The organism is Pseudomonas fluorescens, assembly GCF_900215245.1.
Taxonomy (GTDB): Bacteria; Pseudomonadota; Gammaproteobacteria; order Pseudomonadales; family Pseudomonadaceae; genus Aquipseudomonas; species Aquipseudomonas fluorescens.
The window spans coordinates 922,889-937,795 of sequence record NZ_LT907842.1 but is presented as its reverse complement, the minus strand read 5'-3'; the positions used below and the strand labels follow the sequence as shown (position 1 = coordinate 937,795).

Sequence of the window (14,907 nt, the reverse complement as noted above, 5' to 3'; positions counted from 1 at the left end):
AAAGCGCGCACTCTAACCGCTGTGCTCTACCGGGCGCCAGCCATGACGCTGAATATCAACGCGATTGTTCAGGATACTGACGCCTTCGCTGCGTAAACGCGCACGTTGTTCATCGCCTGATGCACTGCCCACCGGCAGACTTATCCGACCACCGGCACCCAAAACCCGGTGCCAGGGTAACCGGGTGTCCTCGGGCAGTTGGCTGAGCGTACGCCCGACCCAGCGCGCGGCGCGGCCCAGGCCGGCCAGGTGCGCCAACTCGCCATAACTCACCACGCAACCTTCGGGCACTTGCGCCAAGGTCAGGTACAACGCCGTGCGCCGCATGTCGGCCGGGCTTTGGGGGGGATCGGCAGGTAAATTCGCTGTGGGCATCGTCGGGGTCTTTGTCAGAAACATCTCAAAACAGGGCTGTGAGCATTGAACTCATCATAAATCCTTGAGTCAGTCGTACCTATCTAACACGATAGCGCCTCTTTTTTCGCCAACCCTGAGCTCCGAATCCGCTTATGTTGTCCAGAACCCTGCTGTGCCTTGCTGTTTTCAGCGCCTCCACGCCCTTGCTCGCCGACACTGTCTGGTTGAAAAACGGTGACCGCCTGACCGGCAAGATCAAAGTCTTCGACGGTGGCAAGCTGCTGATTCAGACCAGCTACGCGGGGGCGATTCCGGTGGATTGGAAACAAGTCAAAACCCTGGAAAGTGATCAGGAGCTGCTGGTCAAGCAGGACGCCTACAGCGGTGAGAAAGCCAAGTCTCTGAAAGCGGCGGAGGACGGCAAGGTCGTTCTCGCCAATGGTGAGGCGCCCAAGACCGTGGACTTGGCCAGCATCCAGCAAATCATCAAGCCCAAGCCGGTCATCGAAGACCTGGTGTGGAAGGGCAACGTCGACCTGGCGCTGGACTACAAACGCGCCGACAAAGACACCAACGACTACGACGTCGACTTCAAGACCTCGGCCCGTCACGGCCAGTGGCGCCATACCGCGAAGGGTGAATACAACCGCGAATTCCAGGATGACGTGACCACCACCGATAACTGGGCGCTGGAATATGACTTGGACCGCTTTATTACCGAGCATTGGTTCTGGCAGGGCCGACTGACTTACAAACGCGACGAAGTGGAAGACTTGTCCCGCCAACGCACCGTCGGTACCGGCCCTGGCTACCAGTTCTGGGACGATGAGCTGGGCGCGTTCTCCCTCGGTTCGCTGGTTAACCGCACGGATTATCAATATGCCGACGGCGGCAAGACCAACTTCTATTCCCTGGCCATGAAGTGGAGCTACAACCGCTACCTGGTGGGCAAGACCGTGGAGTTCTTCACCAATGGTGAGTTGGGCAAACCACTAGCCGGGCCGTCCGAATACTCCCTGGATGCAGAAATGGGGCTGCGTTACAAAGTCACTGAATGGGCTTCGCTCAACCTCAAGGCTGAGCGCGACATCATCAATGGCGAATCCCAGAGCAGCCTGGACAAGACCCGCTACACCGCCGGGTTCGGCGTGGCCTGGTAAAAGCTGCATCGGTCACTCTGGCAACCTGCGCGGATATTGATTACCTTGTGTTGAGATTCATTCCCATAGACGTCATGCGCTGTGGGCGGCTGAACACCCGAGGAGTCATACAGTGAGCGCGCAGGTTGCCAAGAACGCCCGAGAGCTGTTGCTCAAGGAATACCGTGGGGCTCTCTCCACATTATCCAAAGCCATGCCCGGGTTTCCCTTCGGCTCGGTCGTGCCCTATTGCCTCGACGAGCAGGGCCGCCCGATTATCCTGATCAGCCGTATCGCCCAGCACACCCACAACCTGCAGAAAGATCCCAAGTGTTCGCTGCTGGTGGGTGAGCGCGAGGCCGATGATATACAAGCAGTAGGGCGCCTGACCTACCTGGCCGAAGCTGAAAAGCTTGAGGATGAGGTTGCGATTGAAGCGGCTGCCGAGCGCTATTACCGCTATTTCCCGGATTCGGCCAACTATCACAAGGCCCACGATTTCGACTTCTGGGTGCTCAAGCCCGTGCGTCACCGTTACATCGGCGGGTTTGGCGCGATTCACTGGGTCGATCAGTTGACCCTGGCCAACCCGTTCGCCGGCAAGACCGAGCGCAGCATGATCGAGCACATGAACAGCGACCACACCAAGGCCATTGCGCATTACGTCGAACTCGCCGGCCTGCCTGCGCATGAACCTGCACAGTTGGCCGGTATCGACAGCGAAGGCATGCACCTGCGCATCGGTCAGTCTCTGCATTGGCTGCCTTTCGCAGCGTCTTGCAACACTCCGACACAAGTACGCGAAGCCTTGGTTTCATTGGCTCACGCCGAGGTTTGGCCGAAAAAAGAACCCGCCGACGCTTGAATTCACGAAACGGCGACGTCATCTAAGGTGAACTGGCAAGGCATTCTTGCGTTGAGGAACCATTTGATGCGCCCTTTTTTATTGCTCTTTCTGCTGTTTCCGGTGTTGGAGCTGTTCGTATTCGTTCAAGTCAGCAGTGCGATCGGGTTCTTCCCGGCACTGTTGCTGATAATTGCAGGCTCGATGCTCGGCGTCCTGGTGCTGCGCGTTGCCGGCCTGGCGACCGCGTTACGTGCCCGTGAAAGCCTGAACCGTGGCGAATTGCCCGCTCAGACCATGCTCGAAGGCCTGATGATGGCTTTGGCCGGTGGCTTGTTGATCCTGCCGGGTTTCATCAGCGATGTGGTGGGCCTGGTCATGCTGCTGCCGTTCACCCGCAAGCTGCTGGCCGGCAAGATGCGCCAGCGTGCCGAAGAGGCTGCGATTCGTCAGCGTGCGTTCGCCGACGACCTGCAACCGCGTGGCGGCCCGGCTCCGCGCCAACCGTTGGGGCGTGAAGGTGATGTGATCGAGGGTGAGTTCGAGCACCGCGACAGCAAATAACGGCTTAATCGGCACGGCACCTTCGGGTGCCGTGTTGCGTTTACCGCCCGGCACACGCAAAAAATTTCCGCGGCGGCCCCTTGTAATAAGCTTATGCGCCCTTATGTAACGGTCACCGCAAGGTTTCTGGTGGCGACACCAGACAGACTTCCGCGTCTTGCTTGGCGAGGCGCGACCGGCACAGCCGGAATACAACCCGCCGGTACCGATACCGGCCGATGAAAAACACAATTAGGAGAGATCGACAATGAGCAAGCTTCGTCCTCTGCACGACCGCGTCGTAATCCGTCGCAGCGAAGAAGAAAAGAAAACCGCCGGCGGTATCGTTCTGCCAGGTTCGGCTGCTGAAAAAGCCAACCACGGTGTGATTCTCGCTGCTGGCCCGGGCAAGACGCTGGAAAACGGTCAAGTACGTGAGCTGGCCGTAAAAGTGGGTGACAAGGTTGTTTTCGGCCCTTACTCCGGCAGCAACACTGTGAAAGTCGACGGCGAAGACCTGCTGGTCATGGCTGAGAACGAGATTCTCGCCGTTCTGGAAGACTGATTCCCCGCTCATTTTCCCGTTACTACAAAGTATTTAAGGAATATCGATCATGGCTGCTAAAGAAGTTAAATTCGGCGATTCCGCCCGTAAGAAAATGCTCACCGGTGTCAACGTCCTGGCTGACGCAGTAAAAGCGACCCTGGGCCCTAAAGGCCGTAACGTGATCATCGAGAAGAGCTTCGGCGCTCCGACCATCACCAAGGACGGCGTTTCGGTAGCAAAAGAAATCGAACTGGAAGACCGTTTCGAAAACATGGGCGCGCAGCTGGTCAAAGACGTTGCCTCCCGTGCCAACGATGACGCAGGCGACGGCACCACCACCGCTACCGTTCTGGCTCAGGCAATCGTCAACGAAGGCTACAAAGCCGTCGCTGCCGGCATGAACCCGATGGACCTCAAGCGCGGCATCGACAAAGCGACCATCGCTGTTGTTGCCGAGCTGAAAAACCTGTCCAAGCCATGCGCTGACACCAAGGCTATCGCTCAGGTAGGCACCATCTCCGCCAACTCCGACAGCTCCATCGGCGACATCATTGCCGAAGCCATGGAAAAAGTCGGTAAAGAAGGCGTGATCACCGTTGAAGAAGGCACTGGCCTGGAAAACGAACTGTCGGTTGTAGAAGGCATGCAGTTCGACCGTGGCTACCTGTCCCCGTACTTCGTCAACAAGCCAGAAACCATGGTTGCCGAGCTGGACAGCCCGCTGATCCTGCTGGTCGACAAAAAGATCTCCAACATCCGCGAAATGCTGCCAGTACTGGAAGCCGTTGCCAAAGCCGGCCGTCCGCTGCTGATCGTTTCCGAAGACGTTGAAGGCGAAGCCCTGGCGACGCTGGTTGTGAACAACATGCGTGGCATCGTTAAAGTCGCAGCCGTCAAGGCGCCTGGCTTCGGCGACCGTCGCAAGGCCATGCTGCAGGACATCGCTGTTCTGACTGGCGGTACCGTTATCTCCGAAGAGATCGGCCTGAGCCTGGAAAGCGCCACCCTGGAAAACCTGGGCAGCGCCAAGCGTGTGACCATCTCCAAGGAAAACACCATCATCGTTGACGGTGCTGGCGTAGAGCAGGACATCCAGGCGCGCATCACTCAGATCCGTGCCCAGGTTGTCGAAACTTCCTCGGACTACGACCGTGAAAAACTGCAAGAGCGTCTGGCCAAGCTGTCCGGCGGCGTTGCAGTGATCAAGGTTGGCGCCGGTTCCGAAGTTGAAATGAAAGAGAAGAAAGCCCGCGTTGAAGACGCCCTGCACGCAACCCGTGCAGCCGTTGAAGAAGGCGTGGTACCTGGCGGTGGCGTTGCGCTGATCCGTGCTCTGGAAGCTTTGGTTGACCTTAAGGGCGACAACGCTGACCAGAACGTCGGTATCGCTGTACTGCGTCGCGCTGTTGAAGCACCGCTGCGTCAGATCGCTGCCAACTCCGGCGACGAGCCAAGCGTTGTGGTCAACGAAGTCAAGAACGGCAAAGGTAACTACGGTTACAACGCTGCAACGGGCGTCTACGGCGACATGATCGAAATGGGCATCCTGGACCCTACCAAGGTGACTCGTTCGGCGTTGCAAGCAGCAGCCTCCATCGGCGGTCTGATCCTGACCACTGAAGCGGCCATCGCTGATGCACCGAAGAAAGAAGGCTCGACTGGCGGCGGTATGCCAGACATGGGCGGCATGGGTGGCATGGGCGGCATGATGTAAGCCAGCCTTACCCGGCTAATAAAAAACCCCGCCTGCAGCGATGCAGGCGGGGTTTTTTTATGGGGCTTGAGGATGGATCAGCCGAGGGTGCGTCGTCGCAGCAGCTTCCTGAAGGTCATCCCCCGCGCCAGGGTCAGTTGGGCAGTCGGCATAAGTGCCAGGGGTTGCGGTGCAGCAACTTCGTCGAGTGGGCGAGGGACAGGCAGGTGCGCGAGTTTTTCAGCGGCGGTGGGCCTGGGCCGCCTCCCAGGCCGAGGCGTGACGACCAACCCCTGCGGTGTTGGCGGACGTGCCGTCGTTGCGGGGTGATCGCCTGCGTGTTTGTCTTCGAACCGGGGCGATGGCGAGTCGGTAACCGCCAGGCGCGAGGCCGACGCATGGTCGGGCAAGAGTGTGCCGGTAACGATGCACAGCGACAGCACCAACGTGGACAAATGCTTCTTACGGGGATGCATGAAAGAGCTCTCCAACCTGGGATTCAGGTGGCGAGGTTACGAGCAATCCGAAGGCTTCACTGTCACAGGCTGTAACACGCAGGTTACAGCGGCCTCAGCGGCAGAATAAGGCTCAGGCGTGCGCCGCCCAAAGGGCTGCGCGATACCGACAATTCACCGTGGTGCCACTGGGTCGCGCGTTTGGCCAGTGCCAGGCCAAGGCCGGAGCCCGTGGGCTCATCGCCCCCCAAGGCAAGGCGCACGAAGGGCTCGAAGATCTTGTCGCGGTTCTCCGCCAATACCCCGGGGCCATCATCATCCACATGCAGCACCAGGTGCTGTTGACCGTGGTAAGTGGCACTGACGCACACTTGATCGCGTGCGTAGGTGATGGCATTGCTTAACAGGTTGCGCACGATAAGGTGCAACAGGGCACGGTCGCCGATCAGCTCAAGGTGGGCGGGCTCGGTTTCCAGGCTCAACCGGCGATGGTGCCCGTCGAGCAAGGCAAACTCCTGGTGCAGCCAGTCACGCAGGTTGATTGGCTCATGCTGCAGGTCGGTCGGTGCGCCTGCCAGGCGCGCAAAGGCGAGGCTGGCGCGAACCAGCGCTTCGAGCTCTTCGACATCGGTGAGCAAGCGTTCCTGAAGGCGTGTACGGGTGAGCGGGTCTTCGCTTTTACCCAGAAGCGTCAAGGCAAAACGCATGCGCGCCAATGGCGTACGCAGTTCGTGGGACACGGCCTGGGAGACTTCACGGTGGCGCTCGTTCATGGCGCTGATGTCCCGCGCGTGCTGTTGCAAGGTCATCAGCAACGGCGTCCATTCCTTGCCCATGGCAGGCAACATCACATTCGGGGTACGTGCCAGCGTGCCAAGGCAGGTCTTGAGGGTGTTCAGGTCGGTGCGGCGACGGCGGTGCAGGCGTAAACCGATCCCGAGTAGCAGTAGCACCGGCAGGCCTGCTACAGCGGCGGTGATCCAGTAAACCGGGAATTTGATCAGATCCTTGACCTCGGCACTGCCCCACATTGGGCCGAATTGAATGATGGTGTCGTCATCCAGCGGGAAGTAGCTGATGTCTTCGTCGCTGCTCAGTGCCGGTTGTTGATGCTCCAGCATGACCAACGCTTCCGGCGGCAATTCGACCTCGTCCAGCGAGATCAGATTCACCGGGTACTGGAAGTGCGCGCGCAGGATGTCCATGCGCGCTTCACGTTGGTCGGCCGGCACGGCTTTGAGCTGTTCGGCCACCAGGTAGGCCGGCCCGGCCATCAGGCGCAAAAAGCTGTCTTCGCCGACAAACACCGAGGCGTTGGCGCACAGCCACAACAGATAAAACGTCAAACTCGCCCAGCCCGTGCCCGCCACGGCCACCATCCAGGGCCGCACCTTAGTCAACATGTCGGGCCTCCTGGGCACTTTCGACGAACAGATAGCCCTGGGCCGTGATGGTCTGGATAGTCACCGGGCATTCCAGGCTCATCAGCTTTTTACGCAAGCGCGACACACGCATGTCGATGGAACGGTTGAGCCCGTCGTATTCCAGGCCGCGCAGGCTCTGCAGGAGTTTTTCCCGCGTCAGCAATACCCCGCAATGGCGCGCGAAAATCGCCAGCAATTCGAACTCGGCAACCGAGAACTGCAAAGGGGTCTCATCGAGCCAGGCGAAATGGCTGTTGAGGTCGAGCCGAAAGGTGCCCCACTGGTAATGAGCACGTGGGGCTTGAGGGTGGCGACGCAGCAACGAGCGGATTCTGGCCAGCAACAGCAGCGGGTCGACCGGCTTGACCACATAGTCATCCGCGCCGACGTTGAAGCCGGTCAGTTGCTCGGCGTTTTCATCCAGCGCGGTCATCATCAGGATTAGCCCCGGGTACTGATCGCGAATCTGTCGGCACAAGGTGAACCCGTCGATGCCCGGCAACATCACATCGAGGATCAGCAGCGCCGGTTGTTCGTCAAGAATGCGCTGTGCAGCGCGATCGCCACGGTGCTCAACCGTTACGGTAAAGCCTTCGGCACGCAGGAATTCGGCCGTCAGTGCAGCCAGGGGGCGGTCGTCTTCAATCAGCAGCAGGGTGTCGGACATGAAAGGGCGCCATCGCCGGAGAATGGACGCAAGTGTTACGCCCTTGCCATGGGGAGGCAAGGGCTCGCGAGGGGGTCAGCGCACGCTGATGGCAGGCGCTGCGTCCTTGGGCGCTTTCCAGCTCAATAGTTGTTGTGTGAAACCATAACTGGCGGCCTGGTAGTAAGTAATTGCGCGCTGGATCAATGGATCATCCGTGCCCACACGTAACTCCTGGCTCTCGCCCAAGGCCTGATCGTGGCGACGCAGGCCTTGGCGCGGGCTGAGGATTGCCAGGTCCTTGCCATCAAACAACCCCAGGTGCTGATAGTTGCCGACCACCACGCGCGGTGGCAGCGGGCTGTCTTGCAACAGGTTGCGGCCGAAGAAGGTGGATTCGTAGCTCAGGTTGATCAACCCCAGCAACGTGGGGCCCAAGTCGATCTGGCTGGCCAGTTGCGCGGTTTCCCGAGCCTCGATCAGCTTCGGTGCGTAGATGAACAGCGGGATCTGGTAGTTGGCGATAGGCAAGTCTTCCTTGCCTGCGCTGCCGGCGGTGTGATCGGCGACGAACACGAAAATCGTGTTATCAAACCACGGCTTCTGGCGGGCCGCGTCGAGGAACTCACCGATGGCGTGGTCGGTGTATTTCACCGCGCCGTCACGGCCGTTGCCGGACTTGATATCGATGCGGCCTTCCGGATAGGTATAAGGGCGATGGTTGGACGTGGTCATCAGTTGCAGCAGGAAGGGCTGCTGCCTGGCATAGTCGGCATCGGCCAGTTTCAGGGTTTGCCGGTAGAGGTCTTCATCGGCCATGCCCCAGGCATTTTTGAACGAGATTTCCGATTCCGCCACGCTGCTCTGGTCCACGACCCGATAACCGTTGCCGCTGAAAAACGCGTTCATATTGTCGAAGTAACCGCGTCCGCCGTAGACAAAGACACTGTCGTAACCGATGGCCCCGAGTTGTTGGCCAAGGCTGGCGAAACCGCTCTCACGGCCGATGCGCTTGACGATTGAACGGCCGGGCGTCGGTGGAATAGCCAGGGTGATCGCCTCCAAGCCACGGTCCGTGCGGGTGCCGGTGGCATAGAAGTTATTGAAGTACAGGCTGTGTCTACGCAACGCATCGAGGTTGGGGGTGAGGTTACGGTCGTCGCCATTGCTGCCCATGTATTTGGCGCTGAAGCTTTCGATGGTCACCAGCACGATGTTGGGTTTGCGCAACGTGCCGGGGTTGGTGATTGCGCGGCGGATGTCCAGCGGGTCGGTGCCGATGAAGCGCGCATTCGGCTCGCTGAGTTCAGCCCGCAATTGCTTGGCGACCACCTCGGAGGGCAGGCTTTTATAGAACTGGGTGTAATCCAGCTCGTTGTTACGGAACGCGGCAAAAAACTGATACGGGCCGTTGCTCGCCAGTTCATTCTTGTAAGCGTTGCCACCCGAGGCGCGTGGGCTGTCCTGACTGATCAATTGCACGCAGAGACCGGCAACCACCAGCAGGCCCAGGGCATTCAACACGCGCCCACGCAGGGGCGGCAGAGGCGCGCTCATTGCGCTGTTGAACGGCTTGCGCAAGGCCAGGCTCAGTACAATCGCGAGCATCGCCAACAGGCTGAGCAGCTTGCCGATCGGGTAAGACTCCAGCAGGTTGTTCATCACCTCATTGGAATACACCAGGTAATCGACGGCGATAAAGTTGAAGCGTACGCCGAACTCATCCCAGAACAGCCACTCGGCCACTGACGTAAACAACATGGCGAACAGGCTGACGGTCAGCACCGCCTGCAGGAACCAGCGATGGCCACGGCGGCGCCACAGAGCGGGCGGGCAGAGCAGCAGATACAGGCCCAGCGGCAAAGCGGCATAGGCCAGGAACGCGAGGTCATACAGCAAGCCGACGCCAAACACCGGTAGCAGGTTGCCACCGACTTCATCCAAATGCGTGATCAGCAGCACACTGCGCGTCAGTAGGAAAATCACCAGCCATGCGCCGGTTACGAGCAGCAGAAAGCGCATCGGCGCGGTGTTTAAAAACCCCATGTCCATATTCCTTATATCAATGGACGCCGATATTCGACCTGCCACTGTAGCCGGTGTGTGAAGCTATAGTGAAAAACTTGTTGGTTTGTACAATTGGTTGAAAACCTATATCGACGTAGCGTCCAGGTCTATCCCTGAGCCGCGCTTGGCCTTAAGCTGCGCGAGCCAACACGGCCGTTACCGCGTACGGAGACACTGCCCATGCGAATTTTATTGGTTGAAGACAACCGCGATATTCTGGCCAATCTGGCCGATTACCTGGGGCTAAAAGGCTATACCGTAGACTGTGCGCAGGATGGTTTGTCGGGCCTGCATCTGGCCGCCACCGAACATTACGACCTCATCGTGCTCGACATCATGCTGCCTGGCATCGATGGCTACACCTTGTGCAAACGCCTGCGAGAAGACGCTCGCCGCGATACGCCGGTGATTATGCTCACCGCGCGCGACCAGTTGGATGACCGGCTGCAGGGCTTTAAATCCGGCGCCGATGATTACCTGCTCAAACCGTTTGCCCTGTCGGAATTGGCCGCGCGCATCGAAGCGGTTCTGCGCCGTGCCCAAGGCGGCGGGCGTCGCGCGCTGCAAGTGGCCGACCTGCATTACGATCTTGATACCCTGGAAGTGACCCGCGAAGGGCGCCTGCTCAAGCTCAACCCGGTGGGCCTGAAACTGCTCGCGGTGCTGATGCAAAAGAGCCCGCACGTGTTGCGTCGAGAAATTCTCGAAGAAGCCCTGTGGGGCGACGACTGCCCGGACAGCGACAGCCTGCGCAGCCACGTTCACCAATTGCGCCAAGTGATCGATAAACCCTTCGCAAAGCCGTTGCTGCAAACCGTGCACGGTGTGGGTTATCGCCTGGCCGAGGGGCGTGATGGAGTTTAAGCAAAGCCTCGCCCAACGGATCATCATCGCCTTTGCCTTGATGAGCGCACTGGTGGCGGGGGCGTTCGCCATGGGCATCGTTGCAACCGTGCACCTGGTGGAAGAAAAACTGATTTCGGCCGGCCTGGGCGGTGACCTGCAGCGCCTGTTGCTGATGGACAGTGTCGAGGACTGGAGCCATCGCCCAGAGCCGGATCAACTGTTCTATTTCAGCGGCGGGCCCGGGGATTTCGAACTGCCCAAGGATCTGCGCCATCTGGAACCCGGCTTTCATGAGGTGTTTCGCGAGTCGCTGTCGTACCACGCCATGGTCGAAGTGGTCGATGGTCGGCGCTATGTGCTGCTGCAAGACCAGAGCGATTTCGAAGAGCGCGAGCGCGTCCTGTTCGCCGTCGTGCTGGTGGGTTTTGTACTCAGCCTGGCGCTGGCGGTATTCCTCGGTTGGGTGCTGGCCCGCAAGGTGATGGCGCCCGTGGTGCGTTTGGCGCGCCAGGTTCGTCATCGTGACCAGTTGCTGGGGCTGGCACCGCCCCTGGCGCCGGATTACGCCGCCGATGAAGTCGGTGAGCTGGCGGTGGCCTTCGACGCGACGCTGGGGCGGTTGCGGCAGGCATTGTCCCGTGAGCAACTGTTTACCAGCGATGTCAGCCACGAATTGCGCACCCCGCTGATGGTGTTGGCCAGTTCGTGTGAACTGCTGTTGGAAAACCCCGCCATTGATCAGCGCGGCCGCAATCAGGTGCTGCGCATTGCCCGAGCCTGCGAAGAAATGCGCGAGCTGGTGCAAACCTTCCTGATGCTGGCCCGTGCCAAACACGATGATGCGGCCATGTCGCCCCAGGTCAACCTGACCCAGGTCGCCGAAGATTTGCTCGGCATCTGGCGCGAGCCCATCGAGCACAAAGGCCTCGAATTGATCTACCTGCCGGGCAATCCGCTGGATACCCGCTACAACACCACCTTCTTGCATGCGGTGATGGGCAACCTGCTGCGCAACGCGTTGCACTACACCGAACGGGGCTTTATCCGCCTCACACTCGAACCCAGTGGCTTTGTGGTGGAAGACTCCGGCGTGGGCATTCCTGAAGACAAGCGTGAAGCGATGTTCGAGCCTTTTGTGCGCGGCAGTGAAAAGCGCGGTGAAGGCCTGGGGTTAGGCTTGTCGCTGGTGCAACGCATCTGCGAGAGCCAGGGCTGGAGCGTCAGCCTGAGCACCATGGAGCCCCATGGCTGCCGCTTTCAGGTCCAATTGAGCCCGGTCAAACCCTAAGCCCCCCGCCTGCCGCTATCCTGCGGCAGCTACCCCGCTTTTCGGCGAAGATGGCCCCATGCCACTGATTGTGTCTGTAAAGTCTTGAAATGTATGGGGCTGGACAGGACAAGTTTTTCACAACGGGTTGACCTGATAGTCACACTTCGCTGCTTAAGGTTGTCGGCATCAGCTACTGGAGATCCGTTGATGTCTACCCCGATCAAGCTCGATTTTTCTGAAAAGTACGACGATCAGCACGCGCAGGAATATTTGCTCAAACATCAGGACAATCTGGCTCGCCGGTTGTCCCACAAACGCGACGAGCAATTGGCGCGCGGCGCGTTGGCCATGGCCGGCGAGCCAGGCCTGGTGTTGGACCTGCCCTGCGGGGCTGGACGTTTCTGGCCGTTACTGGCGGAAAAGCCCAACCGGGTGATTATCGGGGCCGACAATTCGGCGTCGATGTTGAACGTCGCCACCATCGCCCAACCGGCGGAAGTGGTGAAACGGGTACGGCCTTTGCAGACTTCTGCGTTCGATATTGATTTACCGGATAATTCAGTCGACAGTATTTTCTGTATGCGCTTGCTGCACCATATCGGTGACGCGGCGCACAGACTGGCAATATTGAAGGAATTTCAACGCGTTACCCGCGACAGCGTGATCGTTTCGCTGTGGGTAGATGGCAATTTCAAGGCCTGGAAACGCAAGCGCCTCGAAGCGAAACGTCGCGAGAAAGGTGAGCAGGAAGGTTATCAAAACCGGTTTGTGTTACCGGCTGCTACTGTTGAGGCAGAGTTTGAGCAGGCCGGTTTCCGGGTTCAGGAGTCCCTGGACTTCATGCCGCTCTACGCCATGTGGCGAGTATATGTATTGCGTAAGAGGTAACAGGATGGCAGTTGAGTGCGTATCAGGCAGTCACGTAGCTCCCGAAGAGCGATTTGATTATTTCTGGCGCCAACGGGGCGAGTGGGTCGAGGAACCCAATCGTCGACGTGGGGGGGAAAGTGGCGTGCAACGGGTGATCAGCGCTAACGGCCGCTTGCTCTACAGCAAGCGCCAGACCGGGCATATCTACCGCAGTTGGCTCCACCCGTTTGGTCGCCCGACCGTGTTGCGCGAGCGCGATGCCCTGATGGGCCTGCGCTCGTTGGATGTGCGTGTTCCGGAACTGGTGTTTTGCGGCGCGCGCCGTGACCCGGAGCACCAGTGGAAGGCGCTGTTGGTGACTGCGTCATTGGACGGTTTCGACGAGATCGAAAACTGGTACGCCGCCGGTGGCCGCGAGCAGTACGGCGAGTTGGTCCACGAGCGCGTGCTCAAAGAGTTGGCGGGCACCCTGGCGAGAATGCACAAGGGCCGCTGGCAGCATGGCTGCCTGTACATCAAACACATCTTTGTACGGGTAACCGGCGAGGGCGACTCGGCCAATGTGGAAGTGGCGCTGCTGGATTTCGAAAAGTGCCGCCAGCGTTTGACCGCTTATCGGGCGGCGTCCCATGACATGCTGCAACTGCGGCGCCATTCGTCGTGGAGCAGTACCGACTGGGAAAAACTCAGCTACTTTTACGAGACGGCGTTTGGCAGCGCTATCAAGGGTTTAACCAGATGAAGCTAGAAATAGCACGAGGTTTGTTCCTGGTCGGCGCGTTGGGCATTGCAGCCCTGGCGCTGGCTGCGTGGGAACAACCTCGCACACAAGTGCTGAGCGCGGTGCAGGGTAGCGGGCAATGTCTGTTACCACGTGTTGCCAAGGCCAGTGTGGCGGTCAAGCCTGATCATGATTTGCTGTTATTCATGTTCGGGATGTCCCAAGGGATGAGACCGCAGAGTTGAATACATCACAGCCAACGTAAAAGGCCCCGCACTGCGGGGCCTTTTACGTTGTAGCAGCTGCAGACAGGTGCCGAGGAGCCTGCGCGTTACTGTTCCAGATCGTTTAAAAATCGGCGCCAGGAACGCTGCCATGACGGCGATCAGATCAGGTGCAGATGGTTATCCCAAAGCCCGGCCGGCAATTCCAGCGGCGTGGCGACCAACTGCTGCTGGCGGCAATCGTAGAAGCGGCAGCGCCCCTGGCCTGACGTGACAACGAACCCATCCGCCACCGCGCCCACGCCTGCACAGTCCGGCAAAGGCCCATCCAGACGCAGCTCGCCGCTGTCCATGTCCCAGATAAAAAAGCGGTTGCCCCGTGGCGCTGTCAGCGCGACCAGGCGCAGTTCGCTGTGCACTGCGACACTCGCGGTGTAGTGCCCCATCGCCTGCAATTGCTCATCGGCCACCGGGAACGCCACGAACGGCTGCCCCGGACGCTTGATCGCGAGCAACTCGGAACGCTCCTGGGACGGCCCCATGAACTGCTGCCCGGTGAGGATGGTGCCATCGCTGGCAATCCCCATGTGCCGCACGCTGTTCATCTGCTGGCCGAGGGTTTCCTTGCTGATCAGGCTGCCGTCGCGGCGCATCAACACCAGGCTCGGCTCCATGGCGTTGAGGTTCATCTCCACACGGCTTTCGGCTTCGGTACGAATGCCGCCGTTGGCCACCACCAGGGTTTCGCCGTCGGGCATCCATGACACCTGATGCGGGCCGATACCGTGGGTGGAAATTTCGCCGCTGTGGACCAGTCGCTCACCTTCGAACGTGTACACGCCCAGCAGGCCGCGGCCCGGATCGGAGGTGTCGTTCTCGGTTGCGTACAGCCAGTTGCCGCTTTTGTGAATGACCGCATGGCCATAAAAGTGCCGATGGGCATTCGACGTGATGGTTTGCAGCAGCGCGCCATCACGCAGGTCGATCAGGTAACTTTCGGTGCCCGGGCGACGGGCGACGAACAGTGCAATCGACAGCGTCGGGTGGTTGATGATGTCGTGGCAGCGCTGGCCGACCTGAGTGGCAAACACCTGCTTGCCGTCCAGGCGATAGCCTACGGCGTAGTGCCTGCCGTCCGCATCATCGCGCGCCGACAGCAGCAGCGGGCCTTTGTCCTTTTGCCTGAACAGCGTCCAGCCACCCAACGTGATCGCACTGAGCAGCACGCTGCCCACCGCCAAAGCCTGTCGCCTGAGCATCA

16 protein-coding genes are annotated in these 14,907 nt (G+C 59.6%); 10 read left to right on the top strand and 6 right to left on the bottom strand.

Features of this window, described 5'->3' with window-relative positions; genetic code table 11:
• Positions 1-12 precede the first annotated feature (12 nt).
• Positions 13-375, bottom strand: coding sequence for an MGMT family protein (locus CPH89_RS04395; protein ID WP_053257820.1), 363 nt, complete (start codon positions 373-375; stop codon positions 13-15).
• Positions 376-509: 134 nt separating this feature from the next.
• Between CPH89_RS04395 and CPH89_RS04390 the strand changes: the two genes are divergently transcribed.
• From CPH89_RS04390 to groL, 5 genes are all read left to right on the top strand, one after another.
• Positions 510-1,517, top strand: a complete 1,008-nt coding sequence (locus tag CPH89_RS04390) for a DUF481 domain-containing protein (protein WP_053257819.1) — start codon at positions 510-512, stop codon at positions 1,515-1,517.
• 112 nt (positions 1,518-1,629) lie between these two features.
• On the top strand, positions 1,630-2,361 hold the full coding sequence (locus CPH89_RS04385; protein WP_053257818.1) for a HugZ family pyridoxamine 5'-phosphate oxidase: 732 nt from the start codon (positions 1,630-1,632) through the stop codon (positions 2,359-2,361).
• 66 nt (positions 2,362-2,427) lie between these two features.
• Entirely contained in the window at positions 2,428-2,904 is a 477-nt protein-coding gene (locus CPH89_RS04380; RefSeq protein WP_053257817.1) for an FxsA family protein, read from the top strand.
• A 247-nt stretch (positions 2,905-3,151) separates the two neighbouring features.
• On the top strand, positions 3,152-3,448 hold the full coding sequence (locus tag CPH89_RS04375) for a co-chaperone GroES (RefSeq protein WP_017139748.1): 297 nt from the start codon (positions 3,152-3,154) through the stop codon (positions 3,446-3,448).
• A 49-nt stretch (positions 3,449-3,497) separates the two neighbouring features.
• The gene (gene groL / locus CPH89_RS04370) at positions 3,498-5,144 is read left to right on the top strand and encodes a chaperonin GroEL (RefSeq protein WP_053257816.1); all 1,647 of its coding nucleotides are present in this window, start codon (positions 3,498-3,500) and stop codon (positions 5,142-5,144) included.
• Between the two features lie 77 nt (positions 5,145-5,221).
• On the opposite strand, the gene CPH89_RS04365 is transcribed toward groL, so the two are convergent.
• The 4 genes from CPH89_RS04365 to CPH89_RS04350 form a co-directional block, all read right to left on the bottom strand.
• Positions 5,222-5,599 carry a hypothetical protein gene (locus tag CPH89_RS04365; RefSeq protein ID WP_096236745.1) on the bottom strand — a complete coding sequence of 126 codons (378 nt, stop codon included), beginning with the start codon at positions 5,597-5,599 and terminating at the stop codon, positions 5,222-5,224.
• A gap of 83 nt (positions 5,600-5,682) precedes the next feature.
• Positions 5,683-6,981: a sensor histidine kinase gene (locus CPH89_RS04360; protein WP_053257815.1), complete on the bottom strand. Its 1,299-nt coding sequence runs from the start codon at positions 6,979-6,981 to the stop codon at positions 5,683-5,685.
• Entirely contained in the window at positions 6,971-7,669 is a 699-nt protein-coding gene (locus CPH89_RS04355; protein ID WP_053257814.1) for a response regulator, read from the bottom strand. The genes CPH89_RS04360 and CPH89_RS04355 overlap by 11 nt, the downstream gene beginning before the upstream one ends.
• 75 nt (positions 7,670-7,744) lie before the next feature.
• On the bottom strand, positions 7,745-9,694 hold the full coding sequence (locus CPH89_RS04350) for an LTA synthase family protein (RefSeq protein WP_053257813.1): 1,950 nt from the start codon (positions 9,692-9,694) through the stop codon (positions 7,745-7,747).
• A 201-nt stretch (positions 9,695-9,895) separates the two neighbouring features.
• Between CPH89_RS04350 and colR the strand changes: the two genes are divergently transcribed.
• The 5 genes from colR to CPH89_RS04325 all read left to right on the top strand — a co-directional run bounded on the left by colR (position 9,896) and on the right by CPH89_RS04325 (position 13,667).
• On the top strand, positions 9,896-10,579 hold the full coding sequence (colR, locus tag CPH89_RS04345; RefSeq protein ID WP_016975511.1) for a two-component system response regulator ColR: 684 nt from the start codon (positions 9,896-9,898) through the stop codon (positions 10,577-10,579).
• A complete protein-coding gene (locus tag CPH89_RS04340) occupies positions 10,569-11,849 on the top strand; it encodes a sensor histidine kinase (protein WP_053257812.1) in 1,281 nt (426 codons plus the stop codon). Before colR ends, CPH89_RS04340 begins: the two co-directional genes overlap by 11 nt.
• A gap of 189 nt (positions 11,850-12,038) precedes the next feature.
• Positions 12,039-12,719, top strand: a complete 681-nt coding sequence (locus CPH89_RS04335) for a class I SAM-dependent methyltransferase (RefSeq protein ID WP_053257811.1) — start codon at positions 12,039-12,041, stop codon at positions 12,717-12,719.
• A 4-nt stretch (positions 12,720-12,723) separates the two neighbouring features.
• Positions 12,724-13,443, top strand: coding sequence for a lipopolysaccharide kinase InaA family protein (locus CPH89_RS04330; RefSeq protein ID WP_053257810.1), 720 nt, complete (start codon positions 12,724-12,726; stop codon positions 13,441-13,443).
• On the top strand, positions 13,440-13,667 hold the full coding sequence (locus CPH89_RS04325; RefSeq protein WP_053257809.1) for a hypothetical protein: 228 nt from the start codon (positions 13,440-13,442) through the stop codon (positions 13,665-13,667). The genes CPH89_RS04330 and CPH89_RS04325 overlap by 4 nt, the downstream gene beginning before the upstream one ends.
• A gap of 140 nt (positions 13,668-13,807) precedes the next feature.
• On the opposite strand, the gene CPH89_RS04320 is transcribed toward CPH89_RS04325, so the two are convergent.
• The gene (locus CPH89_RS04320; protein WP_053257808.1) at positions 13,808-14,905 is read right to left on the bottom strand and encodes a DUF1513 domain-containing protein; all 1,098 of its coding nucleotides are present in this window, start codon (positions 14,903-14,905) and stop codon (positions 13,808-13,810) included.
• Between the last annotated feature and the right edge of the window lie 2 nt (positions 14,906-14,907).

Bases quoted from the DNA above. Each gene is read 5' to 3' on its own strand.
- CPH89_RS04380 (WP_053257817.1), top strand. From the start codon at position 2,428: ATGCGCCCTTTTTTATTGCTCTTTCTGCTGTTTCCGGTGTTGGAGCTG.
- CPH89_RS04395 (WP_053257820.1), bottom strand. From the start codon at position 375: ATGCCCACAGCGAATTTACCTGCCGATCCCCCCCAAAGCCCGGCCGAC.
- CPH89_RS04375 (WP_017139748.1), top strand. From the start codon at position 3,152: ATGAGCAAGCTTCGTCCTCTGCACGACCGCGTCGTAATCCGTCGCAGC.
- CPH89_RS04350 (WP_053257813.1), bottom strand. From the start codon at position 9,694: ATGGGGTTTTTAAACACCGCGCCGATGCGCTTTCTGCTGCTCGTAACC.
- CPH89_RS04355 (WP_053257814.1), bottom strand. From the start codon at position 7,669: ATGTCCGACACCCTGCTGCTGATTGAAGACGACCGCCCCCTGGCTGCA.
- CPH89_RS04335 (WP_053257811.1), top strand. From the start codon at position 12,039: ATGTCTACCCCGATCAAGCTCGATTTTTCTGAAAAGTACGACGATCAG.
- CPH89_RS04330 (WP_053257810.1), top strand. From the start codon at position 12,724: ATGGCAGTTGAGTGCGTATCAGGCAGTCACGTAGCTCCCGAAGAGCGA.
- CPH89_RS04340 (WP_053257812.1), top strand. From the start codon at position 10,569: ATGGAGTTTAAGCAAAGCCTCGCCCAACGGATCATCATCGCCTTTGCC.
- CPH89_RS04320 (WP_053257808.1), bottom strand. From the start codon at position 14,905: ATGCTCAGGCGACAGGCTTTGGCGGTGGGCAGCGTGCTGCTCAGTGCG.
- colR (WP_016975511.1), top strand. From the start codon at position 9,896: ATGCGAATTTTATTGGTTGAAGACAACCGCGATATTCTGGCCAATCTG.
- groL (WP_053257816.1), top strand. From the start codon at position 3,498: ATGGCTGCTAAAGAAGTTAAATTCGGCGATTCCGCCCGTAAGAAAATG.
- CPH89_RS04365 (WP_096236745.1), bottom strand. From the start codon at position 5,599: ATGCATCCCCGTAAGAAGCATTTGTCCACGTTGGTGCTGTCGCTGTGC.
- CPH89_RS04325 (WP_053257809.1), top strand. From the start codon at position 13,440: ATGAAGCTAGAAATAGCACGAGGTTTGTTCCTGGTCGGCGCGTTGGGC.
- CPH89_RS04390 (WP_053257819.1), top strand. From the start codon at position 510: ATGTTGTCCAGAACCCTGCTGTGCCTTGCTGTTTTCAGCGCCTCCACG.
- CPH89_RS04360 (WP_053257815.1), bottom strand. From the start codon at position 6,981: ATGTTGACTAAGGTGCGGCCCTGGATGGTGGCCGTGGCGGGCACGGGC.